The 21,495-nt window shown below is 34.0% G+C and carries 17 protein-coding genes; 13 read left to right on the top strand and 4 right to left on the bottom strand.

Annotated features, from left to right (window positions below):
* Positions 1-38: 38 nt before the first annotated feature.
* On the top strand, positions 39-1,355 hold the full coding sequence (locus HMPREF9449_RS12285) for a DUF4302 domain-containing protein (RefSeq protein WP_009137587.1): 1,317 nt from the start codon (positions 39-41) through the stop codon (positions 1,353-1,355).
* A 12-nt stretch (positions 1,356-1,367) separates the two neighbouring features.
* On the top strand, positions 1,368-2,393 hold the full coding sequence (locus tag HMPREF9449_RS15965; RefSeq protein WP_009137586.1) for a BACON domain-containing protein: 1,026 nt from the start codon (positions 1,368-1,370) through the stop codon (positions 2,391-2,393).
* Positions 2,394-2,843: 450 nt separating this feature from the next.
* On the opposite strand, the gene HMPREF9449_RS12275 is transcribed toward HMPREF9449_RS15965, so the two are convergent.
* The 4 genes from HMPREF9449_RS12275 to carA form a co-directional block, all read right to left on the bottom strand.
* On the bottom strand, positions 2,844-3,176 hold the full coding sequence (locus HMPREF9449_RS12275) for a DUF1904 family protein (RefSeq protein WP_040611868.1): 333 nt from the start codon (positions 3,174-3,176) through the stop codon (positions 2,844-2,846).
* An 80-nt stretch (positions 3,177-3,256) separates the two neighbouring features.
* Positions 3,257-4,363 carry a hypothetical protein gene (locus HMPREF9449_RS12270; RefSeq protein ID WP_009137584.1) on the bottom strand — a complete coding sequence of 369 codons (1,107 nt, stop codon included), beginning with the start codon at positions 4,361-4,363 and terminating at the stop codon, positions 3,257-3,259.
* Positions 4,364-4,799: 436 nt separating this feature from the next.
* A complete protein-coding gene (gene carB, locus HMPREF9449_RS12265) occupies positions 4,800-8,015 on the bottom strand; it encodes a carbamoyl-phosphate synthase (glutamine-hydrolyzing) large subunit (RefSeq protein WP_009137583.1) in 3,216 nt (1,071 codons plus the stop codon).
* A gap of 45 nt (positions 8,016-8,060) precedes the next feature.
* A complete protein-coding gene (gene carA, locus HMPREF9449_RS12260; protein ID WP_009137582.1) occupies positions 8,061-9,149 on the bottom strand; it encodes a glutamine-hydrolyzing carbamoyl-phosphate synthase small subunit in 1,089 nt (362 codons plus the stop codon).
* A 192-nt stretch (positions 9,150-9,341) separates the two neighbouring features.
* Here carA and argR point away from each other — a divergent pair, with 192 nt between their 5' ends.
* From argR to mnmG, 11 genes are all read left to right on the top strand, one after another.
* Complete coding sequence (gene argR / locus HMPREF9449_RS12255) at positions 9,342-9,818, top strand: arginine repressor (RefSeq protein ID WP_040611428.1); 477 nt, start codon at positions 9,342-9,344, stop codon at positions 9,816-9,818.
* A gap of 155 nt (positions 9,819-9,973) precedes the next feature.
* Entirely contained in the window at positions 9,974-10,813 is an 840-nt protein-coding gene (gene panC, locus HMPREF9449_RS12250) for a pantoate--beta-alanine ligase (RefSeq protein WP_009137580.1), read from the top strand.
* A 15-nt stretch (positions 10,814-10,828) separates the two neighbouring features.
* Complete coding sequence (gene panD / locus HMPREF9449_RS12245; protein ID WP_009137579.1) at positions 10,829-11,179, top strand: aspartate 1-decarboxylase; 351 nt, start codon at positions 10,829-10,831, stop codon at positions 11,177-11,179.
* 748 nt (positions 11,180-11,927) lie between these two features.
* Entirely contained in the window at positions 11,928-13,421 is a 1,494-nt protein-coding gene (locus HMPREF9449_RS12240) for a polysaccharide biosynthesis C-terminal domain-containing protein (RefSeq protein ID WP_009137578.1), read from the top strand.
* Positions 13,422-13,459: 38 nt separating this feature from the next.
* The gene (dut, locus tag HMPREF9449_RS12235; protein ID WP_009137577.1) at positions 13,460-13,894 is read left to right on the top strand and encodes a dUTP diphosphatase; all 435 of its coding nucleotides are present in this window, start codon (positions 13,460-13,462) and stop codon (positions 13,892-13,894) included.
* Between the two features lie 32 nt (positions 13,895-13,926).
* Complete coding sequence (locus HMPREF9449_RS12230; RefSeq protein WP_009137576.1) at positions 13,927-15,654, top strand: tetratricopeptide repeat protein; 1,728 nt, start codon at positions 13,927-13,929, stop codon at positions 15,652-15,654.
* 22 nt (positions 15,655-15,676) lie between these two features.
* Positions 15,677-16,537, top strand: a complete 861-nt coding sequence (locus HMPREF9449_RS12225; RefSeq protein WP_009137575.1) for a DUF4292 domain-containing protein — start codon at positions 15,677-15,679, stop codon at positions 16,535-16,537.
* Between the two features lie 13 nt (positions 16,538-16,550).
* Positions 16,551-17,741, top strand: a complete 1,191-nt coding sequence (locus HMPREF9449_RS12220; protein WP_009137574.1) for a murein hydrolase activator EnvC family protein — start codon at positions 16,551-16,553, stop codon at positions 17,739-17,741.
* Positions 17,742-18,707: 966 nt separating this feature from the next.
* Positions 18,708-19,106 carry an ATP-binding protein gene (locus HMPREF9449_RS12215; RefSeq protein ID WP_009137573.1) on the top strand — a complete coding sequence of 133 codons (399 nt, stop codon included), beginning with the start codon at positions 18,708-18,710 and terminating at the stop codon, positions 19,104-19,106.
* 10 nt (positions 19,107-19,116) lie between these two features.
* Positions 19,117-19,572 (top strand): rRNA maturation RNase YbeY, encoded by a 456-nt coding sequence (ybeY, locus tag HMPREF9449_RS12210; RefSeq protein WP_009137572.1) that lies wholly within the window; start codon positions 19,117-19,119, stop codon positions 19,570-19,572.
* A complete protein-coding gene (mnmG, locus tag HMPREF9449_RS12205; RefSeq protein ID WP_009137571.1) occupies positions 19,547-21,430 on the top strand; it encodes a tRNA uridine-5-carboxymethylaminomethyl(34) synthesis enzyme MnmG in 1,884 nt (627 codons plus the stop codon). The genes ybeY and mnmG overlap by 26 nt, the downstream gene beginning before the upstream one ends.
* Positions 21,431-21,495: the final 65 nt, after the last annotated feature.

The raw sequence follows: 21,495 nt of genomic DNA, 5'->3' as shown, positions 1-21,495 counted from the left end.
TCAGTTGGATTTAACACAAATTTAATACATTGTCTGTTATGAAGAAAATACTATATTTAATCCTTCTTCTCCCGTTCTTCTCCCTGCAATCCTGCGTAGAGGACGAGAAGGACATATTCGATGCTTCTGCTGCCGAGAGAATCGCGGCTGCCATGAAGGAATACAGGGCTACACTGGCTGCTGCAGAAAACGGCTGGCTGTTGGCTTACTATCCCGAGAAAAACCATTCTATCGGTGGTTATAATATGATGGCCAAATTTACGGCTGAAGGGAATGTTACCCTTTCTTCTGAAGTTGCTACCCGTAATTATGAAGCCGGGGACACGCTGACTTCTCAGTATGATGTTATCTCCGATATGGGACCGGTATTGACATTCAATACCTATAATGAGATTTTACATCACTTCACTGAACCGAATGGCTCCAGTGATGTAGACGGTATGGCCGGGGATTATGAATTTGTTTTTATGGAGGTTACACCTGGTAAGATTATCTTAAAAGGGAAGAAGTATGATAATAAACTGGTGATGATCCGTCTTGAGGAACCTACCGATCCGAAGGCCTATTATGCTTCGATAGCCGCTATGGAAGAAAGTGCTTCTTTTGGTAATTACTTCTTCCGGGTTAATGGTGATTCCGTTTCTATGGCTGTTCTTTCGGATAGGGTGCTGAATATCGCTTATGAACAATTCGATGAATCAGGTGATGTGGTTGTGCAGGAAGAAGGTTTGGCTTTCACCTTTACTCCTACTGGTATAAAACTGTATGAACCATTCGTTTATACAAAAGACCTCAGAAGTAACAGTCAGGTGAAAATGGAAAACTTCGACTGGAATGATGAAGCGGTTACTTTTACTTGTACAGATGCTGGGGTAGATGCAGAATTCGAAGCTTATTTGCCGGAAGGATATCGTTTTTATAGGGACTTTATCGGTACTTATACCATGAAATATAGTGGTAATAAAACGACAGAAATTACAATCAGTGAAAAAGTAAATAAGAAATCCTTTACTGCTGCTGGTGGCACATTGGATTATCCGTTTGAATTCGGATTCGATTTGGCAAATGGTACAATTACCTTAGGATTTCAGAAATTCCTGGCAGAGCTGGGTTCAAACCAATACATGGGAATTGCTATGTGGGATTCAAATAAAGGTTATGTTACTTTTGTTGACGGAGGACTGATCGGCGTATGTACGGAAGAAGGAGGTCAGCTGACAATTAATTTTAAAGATAACAAATTATGGCCGGGTTATATTGTTGACGGCTTTATATATTGGAAATTCGACGGATCTGGTTCGAGCATTGGAAGTGGCGGAGGACGGTTCTACGAAATTACGTTGACAAAAAAATAAAATTAGAGATCTATGAAAAAAATATTCAGCTTATTGATAATGACACTCTGCCTCTTTTTGGCAGGGTGCTCAGACAACGAGAACGACAGCAATATTCCGGAACTGGGCATTGAAAGTTCTGAAGTGATCTTTGGTGCAGGAGGAGGGGAAGGATCGATAACTGTTGTCGTTCCTAATGTGACAGCAAAGGCAGACAAGGATTGGTTTACCGTTTCTGTATCCGGTAATGTTGTAAAGGTTGTGGCTTCTGAAAACCGCGATGTGAACGGACGTACAGGTCAGGTAATCCTGACGTCAGGAAACTTAAAACGTACCGTTCCTGTGACTCAGTACGGACTTTCTATTAAGACAAATCCGTCCGAAATTATCCTGGCCGGCGCTGGAGACGAACAGCAGGTGGAGATCATTTGTGATATCCCGGTAAAAGTAGAAGCTTCTGATTCCTGGATCAATGCAACTCAGGTAGGAGATACGCTGATTGTAAAAGCCGGAGCAAACGAAGCAATAAAAACCCGTAAAGGAACAGTCAAACTGAGCGTAACAGAAAATGTTTATGCTGTTATTTCCGTTTTCCAGGATCCGGCAAAACCGTTATCTTATGATGATCTGCTCGGAGAATGGGATTTCAACTATGGGGAAGGTTCAAGCGTGAAAGTAACCTTAACAACGAAGACCAGAAATGAAAGTTTCAACGTTACCGGTCTGAGTATGCCGTTCGTGATGAAATATTATACCAATGGAAGCATGGAGATATTAAAACAGGATGTTGGAAAATCAGGTACCAATACTGTAAGACTTTGTCCCTGGGAAGTTAGCGGAGACGGAACATTCACCTGGGCAGATGGTGTTGGGCTGATCAGTGAACCTGACGGAACACGTAATGATTTGATATACACCTTTGTCGATAACGGTGTATACGGAGAAAAAGAGATGAAAGGCTTTATCTTGTGGATGTTTGACGGTAGCGGTAGCAGCGTGGGTGAATACAAAGGAGGTACTTCCCGTTATACATACGTTTCTATGGAAAAGCATAAATAATCCATTTTCTGCTTAAACTAAAAAAGAGCGTCTTTATAGACTGCTTTTAAATAGACAAAACGAGATTTCTTTTAGAAGTCTCGTTTTTCTTTTTTCCTCCCTCCAAAAAAATAAGGCTTTATCTACTGAAATTCAGCGATAAATCCCTTTGCTGCTGCAACCTCTTTAACAAGCATAAACAGGGATAAGCTATGTGAACTTCTTACCCGGCTGACTTCACATCTGGATACTCCTTCTAAAACAGTAAAGAAAGCCTGTCTAAAATCGAGAAACAAGTTGTTACTCAAACGAGAGAAATACTAAGAAAAACTTGCCATTTGCGAGGAACGTAATAGTTATTCCAAATCATACCTCGAACATCAAAGAAATTCATCCATTGATTGTAACGGGTACATTTGTATACGAGAGTTTTTATCTATCTAACCTTTTCAAGATGGAAACGGAAAATACTTATTGAGAGCAGTTTCCATTTTCGTAGTAATTCCGGTTACTAAGATAAGAAAAATGAATATCGACATTCTCATACCCCACCTGTTTCAGATATTGACAAATAATATGAGCAACTCCATCTTGTATTTCTAAACTTCGCTCAAAATACGCTACTTCAATAAAAGGCCAATCTCCTTGTCCTATTTGTCCATCTGTGACTATTTCGGAATGAATAACTTCCAATACTATATGTTCCCGGGGACAACCGATTATTTCCTGAAGCCGATCAGTCATTTCCCGACTAATTTCCGCTAATTTTACCGGATCAATTGTATGAAATCTTAAAAATGGCATATTATATGTTTTCTTAATCATACGTATCTTTTCCTTAAAAGATACTTTTACAAAGATATTTTATTTAAAAGAAAAACAGATTATTTTTTCCGTTTAGTCTTCTTCTGTACGTACAAATCTCCTCCATACCTATTATTACATTGCCTGGTACATAAAAAATGACGGGAATAAACCGGCAACTTTTGATCGATACACAGCTGAGCATACAATTCACTACACAAAGCCACCCAACCTTTTCCCAATCCATTTACATAAGTCATATTACCGCTATGATTATACCCCATACAATGGGCAAATTCATGAAAAATAGTATGTGCTTTGCATTCATCATCTGGATAATGTTCCAAATAACACCACTCATTTAATCCCATAATATTATTCCCTCCTACCCCATTCCTTCCTATAACATGCACGTATCTCAACATTTTTAAAGAAAAAATTTGCGTAAAGAGTTCATCGATATTAATTACAGTTTTAGAATTATCCAGATACAATTTTCCTCTATATCTGTCTATTTCCTGCAAAAATTCTTGTGAAGCAAATAAAGAAGATAAATTCAAAGATATAGCTACAGCTTCCCGTGCATGAGCAGGTAATAAAGGGGACCAATTTTCACCACAATAAGCTCCAAAAGCTATTTTCCAATGACAAGGAGAACTTGTCATTTGTACATAAAGAGGATCTTTACACTCTATCTCTAATTTCAATTCACCGATTTTTGTTTTTGGATTCAATAAGACAGCTTTTCCTGCTGCTGTGTAATATTTATAATCTTTATTTCCAAAAGGAAGTAACCGACGAAATTCCAAAAATGGCCAAATCACCTCAAATTCCATTAATCTGACCCGTTCTCCTCCTTCTTGAAGGTAAGCCCATATAGTTACATTTTGGATGGAACGAGGCGAATAAAAGCGTAATAATAACTCTTTTTTTCGAGTCAACCGAACCTGTAAAGGTTCATTCACATAAAAACTTCGTTCCTTCTCATCAAACATAACTTCCGGAGGTTCGTGATCCCGAAACATAAAACGACAAACTTCGGGAATATACTCTCTTTCAGTTATTCTTAAAAATCCCTCAGGAAGCGACTCATTCGCTAATCTTTTTTCCCCTTTTCCCTGTATTGTAATTAACAAAGCACTTCCCAGGCATATTAAATATACACCTATTTTCTTACTCCAAAACATACCACACCTCGCTTTTATCCTCCATCCTCTTCTACCCTACTCCTTTACAAACACACGTCGAATTTATTGTTTTCCGTGAAGAGTTATAATAGAACTAAAAATTTTTATATTACAAATAAAAGAATTTTAAGAGCTTTACACTAATATCTTATGAATATTTTAGAAATTTTATATCCATACAGCTGCTTATCCCTTTTAGCATATGTCATAAAAAGTAGAGAATAAAGATCTCAAAGCCAAAATTTGGCCTTTTTGAAGATAAATATTCTTTGTAGAACAGAGGAGTATAATAAGGATTTAGAACGAATATTCATCTATCAACACTTAAATTCGCCTCTCAAAGAGAGGTCAAATTCTGTCGATCAGACTTAAAAAATCGTTTATTCGTCTATAAAACTTTTTAGACCTTTATTCTCTGCTTTTATTTGTAAAAATTTTATCGGTATTCATCCCAGCTTTTTATAGCAATATCCTCTTTATCTACTTTACAAATAGCATAAATAAAAGCACTTGCTAAACGGGCATTCGTAAGTAAAGGTATATTATAATCTACTGCAGCCCTCCGAATCTTATAACCATTATCCAGTTCCCGTTTCGTTAAATTCTTCGGGATATTAATGACCATATCAATTTTCTTATTTTTAAGATAATCCATAATATTCGGCTCTTTTGCTTCATCCGGCCAATACAAAACAGAAACTTCTATACCATTATCGGCAAAAAATTTAGCGGTTCCAGCCGTAGCAAATATAGTATAACCTTTAGCAATCAGCATACGAGTGGATTCCAATAATTCCACTTTTGAACGGGTAGGTCCCGATGAAATCAATATATTTTTCTCCGGTATACGATGCCCTACAGACAACATACTCTTCAGTATTGCTTCATAATAATTTTCACCAATGCAACCGACCTCTCCGGTAGAAGACATATCCACTCCTAATACCGGATCGGCTTTTAACAAACGGGCAAAAGAAAATTGAGAAGCTTTTACCCCTACGTAATCCAGATCAAATACAGATTTATGCAATTCTTCCACGTGTTCCCCGAGCATAATACGTGTCGCCATTTCTACGAAATTATACTTTAATACTTTGGAAACAAATGGAAAACTCCGGGAAGCCCTAAGATTACATTCAATAACTTTAATATCATTATCCTTAGCTAAAAACTGCATATTGAAAGGACCTGAAATATTCAATTCTTTCGCAATAGCACGGGCAATCTTTTTAATACGCCTGATTGTTTCAATATAAAGCTTCTGAGCCGGAAATACAATAGTAGCATCTCCAGAATGCACTCCTGCAAACTCCACATGTTCACTAATAGCATAAGCCTTTATTATCCCTTCCTGAGCGACAGCATCTATTTCTACTTCCTTGGCTTGTTGAACAAATTCAGTTACGACTACAGGATGATCTTTAGAAACCTCTGCCGCTAATTCCAGGAAATGCAATAACTCTTCTTTGTTAGAAACAACATTCATGGCAGCTCCCGAAAGAACATAAGAAGGACGAATTAACAACGGAAAACCTACTTCGTCAATAAATTTATAAATATCATCAATACTTGTCAATTCCCTCCAACGAGGTTGATCAATGCCCAGTTGATCGCACATAGAAGAAAATTTTTGACGATCTTCCGCCCTATCGATAGATAAAGCAGAAGTTCCCAAAATATTTACATGTTGTCCATAAAGTCTCATGGCTAAGTTATTGGGAATTTGGCCTCCAGTGGAAACAATGACTCCTTTAGGTTCCTCCAGATCCACAATATCCATAACCCGCTCAAAAGACAATTCATCAAAATAAAGCCGATCACAAGTATCGTAGTCTGTACTCACGGTTTCCGGATTATAATTAATCATTACAGAACGATATCCTGCTTTTTTAATGGCATTTACTGCACTTACACAACACCAGTCAAATTCTACACTACTTCCGATACGATAAGCACCCGACCCCAGTACAATTACAGAGCGTCCATCCCGTTCATAAGTAATATCCGTTTCGCTTCCGTTATAAGTAGCATATAAATAATTCGTTTTCGCCGGATATTCTCCAGCCAAAGTATCAATTTGTTTAATACAAGGGACAATACCCAGTTCCTTTCTATACTCTCTTACCTTTAACATCTTCTGATGAGCTGTTAAAGTAGTATCTTTAATTGTAAAACGACCGATCTGAAAATCTGAGAATCCCATCTGTTTTGCTTTTTTCAGCATAGCAGGAGTAACTCCCCGGACAGTAGTATACTTACTCAATTCATTTTTCAGCTTATGAATATTTTCTAATCGTTCGAGAAACCAATTATCAATCTTCGTCATTTCATGAATTTTCTCCACAGAATACCCCTGATCAAAAGCAGCAGCAATGGCGAAAATACGTACATCCGTAGGATGGGTTAATTCTTCATCTATATTTTTTACGTCTTTATTATTCCCTACAAAACCATGCATCCCCTGCCCTACCATACGAAGTCCCTTTTGAATTACTTCTTCAAAAGTCCTTCCAATAGCCATAATTTCTCCTACGCTTTTCATAGAAGAACCAATTAATTTCGATACGCCTTCAAATTTATTTAAATCCCAACGCGGAATTTTACATACAATATAATCCAAGGCAGGCTCAAAACAAGCAGTAGTCACTTTCGTAACTGAATTTTTTATCTCATGTAATCCATATCCCATAGCCAATTTAGCTGCAACAAAAGCCAATGGATATCCTGTTGCCTTTGAAGCCAAAGCACTGGAACGGGATAAACGAGCATTTACTTCTATCACTCTATAATCTTCAGAATTAGGATCCAATGTATACTGTACATTACATTCTCCTACAATACCGATATGACGGATAATTTTAATGGCGATTTGCCGAAGTTTATGATACTCGCTGTTACTTAATGTCTGGGAAGGGGCTACCACAATACTCTCTCCGGTATGTATACCTAAAGGATCAAAATTTTCCATATTACATACAGTGATACAATTATCGTATTGATCCCTTACAACTTCATATTCAATCTCTTTCCAACCTTTCAAAGATTCTTCTACCAATATTTGAGGAGAATAAGAAAAAGCACTACCGGCCAATTTTTTCAATTCTTCCATATCAGAGCAGAATCCAGATCCCAGACCTCCCAGAGTATAAGCAGCCCGGATAATCAAAGGAAACCCTAATTCTTTAGCTGCTGTAATAGCTTCTTCCATATTATTAGCAGCTATACTGCGAGGTGTTTTTACGTCTATTTCATGTAATTTTTCAGAAAATATTTCCCGGTCTTCCGTATCGATAATCGCTTGTACCGGAGTTCCTAACACTTCTACCCCATATTTTTCCAGTATTCCGCTTTTATACAAAGCCACTCCGCAATTCAAAGCCGTCTGTCCTCCAAACGATAAGAGAATTCCATCCGGTCGCTCTTTTTCAATCACTTTTTCTACAAATTCAGGAGTCACCGGTAAATAATAAATTTTATCAGCTATTCCTTCTGAAGTTTGAACAGTGGCAATATTAGGATTTATCAATACACTGTATTTACCTTCCTCCCTTATTGCTTTCAAGGCTTGTGACCCAGAGTAGTCGAACTCTCCCGCCTCTCCTATCTTCAATGCACCAGAACCCAATAATAATATTTTATTTATTTCTTTCATTTCTATTCAATTTTAAAGGATAAAACAAAATCTTTTTTCAATCCGTTATTTATTGATATGTCTTGCTTTCATTTTCTCTACAAACAGATCGAAAAGATATTCCGTATCTACCGGTCCACTGGAAGCTTCCGGATGAAATTGAGCAGAAAAGAATGGTTTATACTTATGACAAATCCCTTCATTTGTTCCGTCATTTACATTTACAAAAAGTGGTTCCCAATTTTCAGGTAACGTCTTATCATCGATAGCAAATCCATGATTTTGTGAAGTAATATAACAACGGGACTGACCCGGTTGCATTACAGGTTGATTGTGACTCCTGTGCCCGTATTTTAATTTATATGTATCCGCTCCGGCAGCTCTGGCCATCAGCTGATTGCCCAAACAAATACCCATTACCGGAGTATCAGTATCCAATACTTTTCTGATATTTTCTATTGTTTCCCTACATTGCGCAGGATCGCCTGGCCCGTTCGACAGAAAAATACCGTCACAATCCTCCTGACTAAAATCATAATTCCAAGGTACCCTCTTTACAGTAATATCCCTTTTTAATAAACATCGGATAATGTTATATTTTACCCCACAATCTACCAATACTACCTTATATTTCCCTTTTCCATACTCTTTTATATCGGGTGTGGAAACTTGCGCTACAATATTTTCTTTATTAGGGTCGTAAAAATCTATCTCCTGACCGGCAAAAACAATTTTTCCCAACATTGCTCCATGTTCCCTCAATTTTTTTGTCAAAGCCCGCGTATCTATACCAAAAAGCCCCGGTACTTTCTGATCTTTTAACCATTCCCCGAGACTTTTTTGAGAGTTCCAATGACTGTATTCAGACGAATAATCAGAAATGATAAGCGCCGTACAATGTATTTTATCCGATTCAAAAAATTGAGACAAACCTTCCTGATAAGCATCTTTAGGCACGCCGTAATTCCCAATCATCGGATAAGTAGGTACCAAAATTTGTCCTTTGTAAGAAGGATCTGTCAAACTCTCCGGATAACCCGTCATGGCTGTATAAAAAACAACCTCTCCCGATACTGATTTTTCGTACCCAAAAGAGGTTCCTTCAAAAATGGTTCCATCTTCCAGAACCAAACGCGCTTTTTTCAAATTCTGCATATTCATTAAATACCTTATGTCCAAATTAGGACAAAAGTAGCGATCTTTTTTCGCTTTTGCAAAGAATAAATATGTAATGTTATTCTATATTTATGCAATTATGAAATCCCGAAGTATACCTATCGCAATTTCCGCGTTTCTTTTAGCATTTATCAACTTTCTTTATATCTTTGCTGAAAACTACCTTCAAGTATGAGAAATAAAACTAAAAGACTTCTAACTATCCGAAAATTGATAGAGTCCGAATTAATATCTTCCCAAGAAGAATTGTTATTTCGTTTGAAAGAACTTGGAGTAGAAGCCACACAAAGCACACTTTCAAGAGATCTTAAGTTTATGAAAGTAGCTAAAATTCCACACAAGGAAAAAGGTTATATTTACATTATACCCGAAAATGCTAACGAACAAAGAGAAGAGAAGATTTCATCCATTATCACTGATGCCATACTAAGCGTTGATTTTTCAGGTAATATGGCAGTTATCAAAACACTTCCCGGTTATGCCAATGCCGTAACTGTATTAATTGACAGTGAAAACTATTTTGAAATTTTAGGTACCGTAGCGGGCGACGATACTATCTTCATTGTAATGCGGGAGGGCGTTAGCCGAAGTCAATTAGTAGAAGTATTGACATCCGTCCATCCAGATATCCGTTCTCTCTACAAATAAATATTCCATAAAATAAAAAAGAATTTCCTATAAATACATTTCACTAAAAAACTTCTTTTTCCCATAAAAAAATCGATGGCTTATCTTTTTTAAAATATTGGATGTTATATCAAAAATAGTTTGTAAACTTGCACCCCGGATTTTAAATAAGTATCATGAAAGTTGTTACTACTAAAAAAGAATTGATTTCATATATCAATGATTTTAGGAAAAAAGGCAAAACGATCGGACTCGTGCCTACTATGGGTGCTCTTCATGAAGGACATCTGTCATTAGTAAGAGAATGTAAAAAAAATACCGACATTACCGTTGTCAGTATATTTGTGAATCCCACTCAGTTTAACGATCCGGAAGATTTAAAGCGTTATCCGCGCACTCCGGAACAGGATATTTCTCTGCTAAACACAGTAGATTGCGATCTTGTCTTTCTCCCTACCGTTGAAGAGATATATCCGGAAAAAGATATACGCAAATTCAATTTCGGATATTTGGAAAATATCATGGAAGGAGCCCGCAGACCTGGACATTTTAACGGAGTCGGTCAAGTGGTAAGCCGTCTTTTTGATATTGTAACTCCTGATAAAGCCTTTTTTGGAATGAAAGACTTTCAGCAAATTGCAATCATTAAAAATATGGTACAACAACTAAACTATAAAATTGATATCGTTTCTTGCCCGATCATTCGTGAAGCAAGCGGATTAGCTTTAAGTTCCAGAAATATGCTACTGGATGAAGAACATAAAAAAAATGCTCCTCATATATACGCTACATTAAAAAAAGCTCGTAACTTAGTAGCCCAAATGAGTGTCGATGACCTAAAAAAATGGATTACAGATCAGATTGACAGTAATCCTTATTTAAAAACAGAATATGTTGAAATTGTTGACAACACTACTTTGCAGATCATACAAAATTGGAACGAAAAAAACGATAGAGTAGTTTGTGTGGCAGTTCATGCTGGTAAAATCCGGTTAATTGATAACATTGTCCTTTAATTTTAAATTACCGCTATGTTTATTGAAGTTGTAAAATCAAAAATTCATAAGGTAACAGTAACTGAAGCAAACCTTCAGTACGTGGGAAGTGTAACAATTGATGTAGCTTTAATGGAGGCAGCTAACATCATTGAAAATGAAAAAGTGCAAATTGTTAATGTAAATAACGGAGAAAGAATTGAAACTTATGTGATTAAAGGAGAAAGAAATTCAGGTATCGTATGTTTAAATGGTCCAGCTGCCCGGAAATGTGCAGTAGGCGATATCGTTATTATTATTTCTTATGCTTCTATGGATTTCGAAGAAGCTAAAAAACATACTCCTACTTTAGTTTTTCCGGATACCTTTACCAATCAATTAATTTAACTTTATTCCAGTCTACTTTTAAACGAAAAATGTCAAAAAATAAAAGTTGATGGATAAACAATTATCATAATCCATTGACAAGCCTTTAGTTTTAATCAAAACTAAAGGAGCGGCTTATAATTCTTCCAACCTATAAAGTAAAAATCAATTTATTACAAAAATCTTAATGAGGTGTCCAAAGAGTATGAGTACCTTCGATTTATCTGTATTTTATTCAAATATCTAATTTTATTAAGGGATATCTCACCATAGATATCCTTTTTTTATAATCATTCTTTTCTCAGATTTGTGTTAGCAACTCCCATGTAAATGTGAATGGAATGTTGATAAAAAATAGAAGCAAATAATAACTTTCTTTGGATTTTTAAATTCTGCAGCCGGATATGTTTTTTTTTCTATTCTCCAAATTTAGAATCAAATTTTACTTCAAAACATTTCTACCTTTTATTAACAAATACAAGGAGTAAATTAAAAAATATTTATTCCCCTCTTTCTTTTCTAACAACTGTTGAAAATAAAAATAACATTCAATTAATCAAACATATAAGTCTAAATAACCTGTGTATAACTTTCTCTTCAATTTTAATAAAATAAAAAACAAGTTTTATTTAAAACATTTCTTCTATAAGCTAACAAGCTATTATCATACTCATATTATTTTAAAAATAAAAATATAAATAATTATAATCTGTTTGTTTAAAAACTCCAATGTGTACCTTTGCATACATTATTGATATAAATTGCTGTTATGAATCCGATAAAGAAATTAGCCGGAGAAACTGTTATATATGGTTTTACTACTATTTTAGGACGTTTTGTAAATTGGTTATTAGTACCGCTTTACGCGGGTATATTTGCTACTCAAGAATATGGAATAGTAATAAATTTAATGTCCTATACAGCATTGTTAATGGTTTTACTTACTTATGGAACAGAGACTGGCTTTTTCCGCTTTGCTACTACCGATAATAAGAATAATGTCTTCTCTACTTTAATGACTTCTTTATCGGTTACCACCTCCTTATTTATTGTTTTAACTTTATTATTTCTGAGAGAAATAGCTGATTTTTTAAATGTAGCGGAACATAAAGAATATCTTATTTTATTGATTATAACTGTCAGTATAGACGTAATCAGTTCTATTCCTTTTGCTTTATTACGACTGGAATGTCGTCCTATTCGTTTTGGGATAATTAAATTGCTTAATATAGGTATTAATATAGGTCTTAATCTATTTTTCTTATTACTTTGTCCTTTCCTGCAACAGAAAGGTATTGCGGTCCCTTTTTATAATCCAAACGGCGGTATTGTTTATATCTTTATTTCTTATCTAATTGCTTCCGTATTTACTTTTATTATGTTACTCCCTTACATGTTAAAATTCCGTTTTTATTTTTCTTTTGGACTTTTAAAATGCATTCTTAAATACTCTTTTCCTCTGCTTATTGTTAGTCTGGCGGGGATGATTAATTTACAAGGCGATAAAATAATGATGCCGAAAATATTGGGAGAAGTCATGAGCCAGGAAGAAGCTTTATCCATGACAGGAATATATGGTGCCAATTATAAATTAGCGTTAGTGATGTATATTTTTACTCAAGGTTTTCGTTTTGCTTTTGAACCATTTTTTTTCAACTATTCAAAACAGGAAGATTCGAAAAAAATATACAGGGATGTTTTTCTTTATTTTACAGGTTTTGGACTGATTATTTTTTTAGGTATGATGTATTGGATCGATATTATAAAATTATTTGTAAGGCGCCCTGAATATTTTGCTGGTATAGTCATTGTACCTTGGGTCCTCATGGCTAATCTTTTTCAAGGAATGTACTATTCGCTTTCTTTATGGTATAAATTGACAGATAAAACTATTTATGGAGCTTATATGGCTATTATAGGGTGTATAATTACCCTATCCATGAATATAATATTACTGCCGAGAATCGGATATTTAGGATCTGCTTATGCTGTCTTTACTTGTTTTTTAGTTATGTGTATTCTTTCATTAATATGGGGTAAAAAATTCTACTCTATAAAATACGATTTACGTAAGATTATTTTTTACTTTTTATTAACGATTGTTTTTTATTTTCTGGGTAAATGCATTACGTTTGAAAATCCTTGGATAACTTCCATTGTAAGAACTCCTTTATTAATTTTATTTATCTGTATATTTTTGATAAGAGAAATGAGGTTTTTATTTAGTAAAGATTTTATACATAAGATGTTTCATAAAAAGTAGTATCTTTGTTTCTAATTACGACTAAAAAATAACTCGCGATGAAAATGAGAATAGTCAATAAGTCCAAGCATGCTTTACCCGAATATAAAACCAGCATGTCAGCCGGTATGGATATCCGTGCTAATCTGGATGAAGATGTGGTATTGCAGTCTTTGGAAAGAAAATTAATTCCTACCGGTTTATTTATAGAATTACCGGAAGGATATGAAGTGCAAATACGGCCTAGAAGCGGTCTGGCTTTAAATGAAGGTTTGGGTTTACTGAACAGTCCTGGAACCATTGACGCAGATTATAGAGGCGAAATAGGAATTATAGTCGTTAACTTGTCCCGTTATCCTATAACGATAAAGGATGGAGAACGTATCTGTCAGATGGTTATCAATAAAATTGAGCAGGCTGAATGGATAGAAGTGGAAGATTTGGCTGAAACAGAAAGAGGAGCAGGTGGATTTGGACATACGGGTAAGAATTAAATCATAAGATATCATCTGTAATAAAAAGGAATATGAAAAGGTGGATTGTTTTATTTTTTGCTTTTTTTCTGGCTATAAATGCTTTTGGGGATGAAAAAAAGAAGATAGATGGGTACGAAAGTTTAGATGAGAAGTCTAAAATGGACTTTGATTATTCCTTTATGGAAGGAGTGAAGTATAAAATTACAGGTGATTTTCAGCAGGCTGTAGCTTATTTTGACAGATGTCTTCAAATATATCCGGGAAGCCCTGTAGTAAAATATGAATTAGGAAATCTTTTGATGATGAGCGAAGATTATAACGGAGCTCTTCAATTAGCAAGAGAAGCAGTAACAGCTAATCCGTCAAATATGTGGTATAAATTGCTTTTAGCACATGTTTTACAGAAAAAGTCCATGATAGAGGAAGCTTGTAATGTATACGCAGATATCATTGCCAAATATCCGGATAAAGAAGAATTTTATTTGTTGGAAGCAAATCTTTATACTTCTGTCGAAAAATGGGAAAAAGCTATTGATGTATATGATCGTTACGAAAAACAATATGGCATAACAGAACCTGCTTCTATTGAAAAAATTAAACTTTACACTAAATTAAATGATTTAAAAGGTGCTTCGGAAGAAGCCATAAAATTGATTAATAAATATCCGGAAAAGAGTGAATATTTAAGTTTATTGGCAGAACTTTATTTTAACTATAATGAGGATAAAAAAGGTCTTAAAATACTGAATAAGCTTTTGAATACCGATCCCCAAAACGGATATGTTCATCTTTATCTGGCAGATTATTATAGAGAAAAAAACAAAGAAGAAGAGGCTGAAAATCATACCAGAAAAGCTCTATTAAGTGATGAATTGGATAATTCCTTTAAAGTGCAATATATTCTCAGACTGATTTTAAGTAAAGATAGTACCCGGGTATCGGATCAACAGCTAAAGGGATATATGGACTTATTGATGAGTAAATACAGTGATGATTTGACAGTAAGAGCGTTACATTCTGACTTTTTGAAAAAAGAAAATAAAATTGAAGAGGCTAAAAACGAGTTGGAATATATTCTTTCCCAAGACAAAGATAATTATATGATTTGGGAAGAATTGCTTTTGTTGTGTAATGAGACGATGGATACAATTTGTATGTATAATAAAAGCGTGGAAGCAATTAAGTATTTTCCCGAACAGCCTCTACCTTATGCTTTAGCAGGGATATCAGAAATGTTGAAAAAAAACTATGAAAATGCTATGGAATTTTTCCAAGACGGATTAAAATTGGTGGAGGATCAGATGCAGTTAAAAGCACAGTTTTATTCCTATTTGGGGGATTGTTATTATAATTTGGATAGCATTGAGAGAGCTTTTGATATGTTTGACGAAGTATTGAAAATTAATCCGAATAATGCTTTAGTTCTGAATAACTATGCTTACTATCTTTCTTTAAGAAATGAGAATTTAAGCAAAGCGGAGCAAATGAGCTCTCAAGCTGTCTTGCTGGAACCTGAAAACGGGACTTATTTAGATACTTATGCTTGGGTATTATATATGCGTAAGGACTATTCTCAGGCACTTTATTATATGAAATTGGCTATTCAATATAGCCCGGAAATATCCGGAGTTCTCTACGAACATTATGGAGATATTTTGTATAGAAATGATGAAAAAGAGAAAGCTTTGGAAATGTGGAAAAAAGCTTTGGATGCTGGAGATGAAGTTTCAAAGGATCTGAAATCGAAGATATCCGGTGAGTATACATTTGAAAATTAAAGGAATTTTGAATTTCAGTTTTATGTTCAAATATTTTTTATTCAGTTTTTTTATCGTCTTGCTTTTTTCTTGTCGTTCTGTAAAAGAAACAGTAGTACCGAAAGAGGTAGTAAATATATCGGAGGGAAAACTTTATAAAAATTTAGAGGCAAATGAACTCGATTATCGTTCATTATATGCTAAAAAAGTAGACGTTTCTATCCAAATTAACGGAAAAGAGAATAAGCTGAAAGGGGTATTGAAGATTGAAAGAGATAGCTTTATCTGGATGTCTGTAACGGCTCCTTTAGGAATTGAAGTAGCTAGAATATTGCTAACTTCTGATAGTGTCAAATTTGTAGATTCTTATAATAAAAAATATTTGCTGACTGATTACGATTTCTTTTATAACGAATTCGGGATTCGGTTAGGTTTTACATGCATACAGCGTATCCTTACGAATGCTTATTTGAATTTAGACGATTGCAATCAAATTAATTTAAAATCAGGAAAATTTAAATTTGAAAAAACGGATAAAGATTATGTCCTTTCCACTGTACAAAAGAAAGCCTTGAACCGGAAGTTAAAGAAATTCTTCAAGAAAAAACGTAAAAATAAAGATTTTGCTTTGGTACTACAAAAACTTCATATTGAACCTGATTACTTCAGACCCTATAAATTGACATTGGAAGATTTGGAAGAAGATATGAGAGTTAGCGCTAATTACAGCCATTTTAAAACCTACGAAAATAAAATTTTTCCGGAGAAATTAGCTTTTGAATTGTTTTTTGAAGACAATGAAATAAAATTGGAATTGAAATTTACTCGTTTAGAATTTAATATAAATGTCGTTCCGAATCTACGGATTCCGTCCAAATATAAAAATATTTTGCCTGAGAATTAATATTCAGAGAAAAATGAAAATTCAACCTATTTTCATATTGATACTATTCTTATTTTCTTTAACAAATTCAGTCTGTGCCCAATCCATTCAATCCATTCAAAAGGAAAAAGAACGGAGTGAAAAAGAAATAGCTTATTTAAATAAATTATTAAACGAAGCTAAAAATAATAAACATATTTCCTTGGGACGCCTGAATATTATTCAGCAAAAGATAATTCAAAGTAGGAAAATAATCACTTCTCTCAAGCAAGAAGTTTTTTATTTTGAAGAACAAATTAAGGAAAATGAGATTCGCTTGACAGAGTTAACCCATAAGCGTGAGTCGATGCTGGATTTATATAGTAAGCTTATCTATGGACTTTGGAAAAAAAAGGATAACATAAATAAGTTAATGTTTATTTTTTCTTCTTCTGATTTTAATCAAGCCTATAACCGATATAAATATTTTGAACAAATTCAATCTTATTCCAAGCGGCAATTGATTCAAATTTCTCAGATTAACGATTCTTTGTATATACAGAATATACAATTAAAAGAATATGTGAATCAAAAAAATGAAGCTTTGAAAGAAATCGACATAAAAAATGCTGATTTATTAGCTCAGCAGCGAAATGAAAAACAACTTGTTCAGGAACTTCAAAAGAAAGAAAAGGATATTGTCCGTAAACTTCAAAGCGAACAGAAAAACAGAAATCGTTTAGCGAAAGAACTAGATAAACTGATTGCTTCTCAAGCCAAGAAATCAGGTAGTTTGACCTCTGCTTATAAGATGACCCCGGAAGAAAAATTGGTGTCGGAAGATTTTGCCAAGAATAAAGGTAAATTACCTTGGCCCGTTAATCAAGGAGTTATTTCTGAAAAATTTGGTGTAAATGTGCATCCTATCTATAAGAGAGTGGAAATGATAAATAATGGAATAAGTATTTCTACTTTGAAAAATGCGGATATCCGTACCGTTTTCAATGGAGTGGTTTCGGAAATCTTATTTATGCCTGGTTTTAATAACGTCATTATTGTTCAACACGGAAATTATTTTACTGTGTATTCTAATTTGGCAGATGTAGTAGTGAAAAAAGGACAAAAGGTAACTACGAAACAAATAATTGGAAAAATAGCTTACGATCAAGACAATGGAAGCGTATTAAATTTCCAAGTGTGGAAAAATATGGATAAGTTAGATCCTGAAAGTTGGCTGGCCCGTTAAATAGGGTTCAAAGAAATTAGATTTTAAGTAAACATTTTTGAAAATAAGTTTTGAAAGATTTAAAATATTTATATAATTCTATAAATTCGAAATAGGAATAGAAATAATCTAGAATTACATAACAAATAATAATTTATTTTATTTGTTTAACAATCAGATTACTATATAATTATTTCTTTTTTTGGATATCCCTTATAGGAGTAGAAGAACTAATGAATAGCTTTATTTTGGGAAATAATATTGAAAAGTGAAAATATCTTTTTATGAATATTATTTCCCGTAAAACTTTAAGAATTGGTAATTCAAAATTATTTACTAATTTCGTTATTGTAGAAATTCTTATTTAAATGTTTTATTTTAAAGATTCTAATGGATATAAATAAATAAAAATAGGAATGGATTTTAGATAGAAAATGAGGTTCAAAAACAGAATGAAATAGTTTATTCGAATACAATTGAGCATAAGAAATAGGACTATTTTAGATAATTTGTGTTGCTCCGCTTGAATCTTGGCTTCATTTTCGTAAGTTTTTCTATCTAGGAAAAATAGGAGAGAATAAGTATATTTGTGAAAAGTAATTTCGTTCTTATTTTTGTTAAGGGATCAAGAATTGGATATTATATAAAAACATTTTGGAAAAGAAATTTTAAGTTTTTAATAGTGTAGAGATATTTTATATATTTAAATGAGTGATAATATTTGTGTAAATGAATGCAGTAATTTTTTAAAGAATTATTTGAATATTGTGTGTTTGTTTGAGAACAATTTACATGAATAATACGAATAGAATAAGAGAATTTCTTATAACAGATCAATGTATAAAATTCGTTTTGTATTTATGGGGGAATAATCTGTAGAATGGGCTATAGATTATTTATAGATAACTAATAGAGATGAAAGTATATGTCATAGCGTGTAATTTCTGATTAAAAATATGTATAACAATTATTATATTAAGCTTGGTGATGAATAAAGCAGTTTTATCAATTTCCTCTGAAGTTGGAAATATTATAAAAGTGGAAAATTTTATTGAAAGTTTTTCGGAGACTTTCAGTTTACCTCCTGATCTTTTTGGCAAAATCAGTTTGTCTATTATTGAAGCGGTAAATAATGCTATTTTATCTGGGAATAAATTGGATGCGAGTAAACAAGTTTGTTTGGAAGCTTGGGAGGAAAATAATAAATTTCATGTTTCGATTGAAGATGAGGGTCAAGGATTTGATTATAATCATATTCCGGATCCGACACTGCCTGATAATATATTGAAAGATGCAGGTCGGGGCCTTTATATAATGAAAACCTTATCTGATGAACTCATTTTTGAAAAAAATGGGGCTAAAGTGACTTTGATATTTGATTTATAAACTCACTTTTATGAGAGAAGTGTTGTTTTATAATGAAGGAATTGCATATCCTGATTTTTTTTCTGAGGATTTATTGAATGAATGGTTAGATAGTATTGCCCGGTATTATTCCAGAAAAATAGGTTCTTTGTCTTTTATTTTTTGTAATGATTCTTATATTTTAAATATTAATCAAACATATTTAAATCACGATTATTATACAGATGTGATTACTTTTGACTATTGTCAAGACGGGTTTCTTTCCGGAGATATTTTTATAAGCTTGGATACTGTTCTCTCCAATTCTCTCCAATTTAATACTCTTTTTATTGACGAATTTCATCGTGTGTTTTGTCATTCTGTACTTCATTTGATCGGTTTTAAGGACAAAACAGAACTTGATAGTACCGAAATGCGGGAAAATGAAAATCTTTGCTTAGAATTACTTAAAACCATCCGAAATGACAAATTTATTACCCAAGTATGATATTATAGTTGTCGGAGCAGGGCATGCAGGTTGTGAAGCTGCCTGTGCAGCTGCAAATTTAGGATCGAGAACTTTACTTATCACATTGGATATGAATAAAGTTGCTCAAATGTCTTGTAATCCCGCCATAGGTGGTGTCGCTAAAGGACAGATAGTTAGGGAAATAGATGCATTGGGAGGTCAGACGGGTGTGATTACTGATCAGAGTTCGATCCAGTTTAGAATGTTGAACAGTTCTAAAGGTCCCGCTATGTGGAGTCCTCGTGCACAATGTGATAGAATGAGATTTTCTTTTAATTGGCGTTCTACTTTAGAAAATACTTCTTTACTGGATTTATGGCAAGATGATGTTGTTCGTCTTTTATTAAAAGATGGAAAAATAGAAGGAGTATATACTTCCTTGGGGGTTGAATTTAGAGCTCCTCGCGTTATATTGACGAATGGGACTTTTTTGAATGGATTGATGCATGTTGGCAGGATTCGTTTTTCTGGAGGTAGAATTGGGGAACCGGCTTCTTTCGGTTTATCTGCTCAATTAAAAGAATTAGGGTTTGAAGTGGGGCGAATGAAGACGGGTACTCCCGTGCGAATTGATGGTCGTAGCGTGGATTTTTCTAAATTGACAGAACAAAAAGGGGAGGAAGATTTTCATCGGTTTTCTTATATACATGTAGATTATAAAAATTCTTTACAAAAACGATCCTGTTATATTGCTTATACTAATGAAAAAGTACATGAGGCTTTAAAAGAAGGTTTTGCGGATAGTCCTTTATTCAATGGGACCATTCAGAGTATTGGGCCTCGCTATTGTCCCAGTATAGAAACCAAACTTTTTACTTTTGCTGATCGTACGAGTCATCATTTATTTTTAGAACCGGAAGGGGAGTCTACGATCGAATATTATTTAAATGGCTTTTCTTCTTCTTTGCCTTGGGATATTCAATTAAAAGGGCTTCGTTTAGTAGAAGGTTTTGAAAATGTCAGGATATTTCGTCCTGGTTATGCAATTGAATACGATTATTTTCCTCCTACTCAATTATATCATAGTTTGGAGACGAAACGTGTTCATGGGCTTTATTTTGCCGGGCAAATTAACGGTACGACTGGTTATGAAGAAGCTGCAGCCCAAGGTTTGATAGCTGGAATTAATGCACATCTGTCTTTGCACTCGCAGCAGGATTTTATTTTGCAAAGGGATGAAGCTTATATCGGAGTTTTAATTGATGATTTGGTGACTAAAGGAGTAGATGAACCTTATCGAATGTTTACCTCCCGGGCCGAATTCCGTATTTTGTTGCGTCAAGATAATGCAGATTCCCGTTTGACCCCTAAAGGAGTTATTTTGGGATTGGTAGATAAAAACAGACATAATATTTATTTAGATAAAATAGAAAAGCGGGATAAATTAGTTGATTTTATTCGTAATTTTAGTGTGAGACCGGAAAATATTAATGATTTTCTTCTTTTTGTCGGTTCGGCTCCTTTAAAACAAAGTGTAAAGCTGATTGATATCGTTGGAAGGCCTCAAGTATTTCTTACACAATTGGTTGCAATTTTTTCTCCTCTTCAGGCTTTTATTGAAGAGCATTCAATTCGTTCAGAAATAATCGAGTCGGCAGAAATTTTGATAAAGTATGCCGGCTATATTGATCGGGAAAGAATGATAGCGGACAAACTATCCCGTCTTGAAAATTTAGTAATTAGTGAAAAATTTAATTATGAGGAATTGACTAATTTGTCTATTGAAGCCCGGCAAAAACTTTCCAAAATTCAACCTCGTACAATTGGTCAGGCTTCCCGTATAAGTGGAGTTTCTCCTGCAGATATTAATGTACTTTTGATTTTAATGGGAAGATAATTTTGAATGGATTAAAGGAAGGTAAATAATTAATTGTTTCACGTGGAACATACAGTTTTCTCCAT

Source organism: Odoribacter laneus YIT 12061, assembly GCF_000243215.1.
In the GTDB taxonomy this organism is placed as follows: domain Bacteria; phylum Bacteroidota; class Bacteroidia; order Bacteroidales; family Marinifilaceae; genus Culturomica; species Culturomica lanea.
Note: the sequence above shows the minus strand (reverse complement) of the source record. Positions and strands in the feature narration are given on the sequence as shown.

Excerpts from the sequence above, each read along its gene's own strand:
- HMPREF9449_RS12285 (WP_009137587.1), top strand. The coding sequence starts at position 39 with ATGAAGAAAATACTATATTTAATCCTTCTTCTCCCGTTCTTCTCCCTG.
- HMPREF9449_RS15965 (WP_009137586.1), top strand. The coding sequence starts at position 1,368 with ATGAAAAAAATATTCAGCTTATTGATAATGACACTCTGCCTCTTTTTG.
- HMPREF9449_RS12275 (WP_040611868.1), bottom strand. The coding sequence starts at position 3,176 with ATGCCATTTTTAAGATTTCATACAATTGATCCGGTAAAATTAGCGGAA.
- HMPREF9449_RS12270 (WP_009137584.1), bottom strand. The coding sequence starts at position 4,363 with ATGTTTTGGAGTAAGAAAATAGGTGTATATTTAATATGCCTGGGAAGT.
- carB (WP_009137583.1), bottom strand. The coding sequence starts at position 8,015 with ATGAAAGAAATAAATAAAATATTATTATTGGGTTCTGGTGCATTGAAG.
- carA (WP_009137582.1), bottom strand. The coding sequence starts at position 9,149 with ATGCAGAATTTGAAAAAAGCGCGTTTGGTTCTGGAAGATGGAACCATT.
- argR (WP_040611428.1), top strand. The coding sequence starts at position 9,342 with ATGAGAAATAAAACTAAAAGACTTCTAACTATCCGAAAATTGATAGAG.
- panC (WP_009137580.1), top strand. The coding sequence starts at position 9,974 with ATGAAAGTTGTTACTACTAAAAAAGAATTGATTTCATATATCAATGAT.
- panD (WP_009137579.1), top strand. The coding sequence starts at position 10,829 with ATGTTTATTGAAGTTGTAAAATCAAAAATTCATAAGGTAACAGTAACT.
- HMPREF9449_RS12240 (WP_009137578.1), top strand. The coding sequence starts at position 11,928 with ATGAATCCGATAAAGAAATTAGCCGGAGAAACTGTTATATATGGTTTT.
- dut (WP_009137577.1), top strand. The coding sequence starts at position 13,460 with ATGAAAATGAGAATAGTCAATAAGTCCAAGCATGCTTTACCCGAATAT.
- HMPREF9449_RS12230 (WP_009137576.1), top strand. The coding sequence starts at position 13,927 with ATGAAAAGGTGGATTGTTTTATTTTTTGCTTTTTTTCTGGCTATAAAT.
- HMPREF9449_RS12225 (WP_009137575.1), top strand. The coding sequence starts at position 15,677 with ATGTTCAAATATTTTTTATTCAGTTTTTTTATCGTCTTGCTTTTTTCT.
- HMPREF9449_RS12220 (WP_009137574.1), top strand. The coding sequence starts at position 16,551 with ATGAAAATTCAACCTATTTTCATATTGATACTATTCTTATTTTCTTTA.
- HMPREF9449_RS12215 (WP_009137573.1), top strand. The coding sequence starts at position 18,708 with ATGAATAAAGCAGTTTTATCAATTTCCTCTGAAGTTGGAAATATTATA.
- ybeY (WP_009137572.1), top strand. The coding sequence starts at position 19,117 with ATGAGAGAAGTGTTGTTTTATAATGAAGGAATTGCATATCCTGATTTT.
- mnmG (WP_009137571.1), top strand. The coding sequence starts at position 19,547 with ATGACAAATTTATTACCCAAGTATGATATTATAGTTGTCGGAGCAGGG.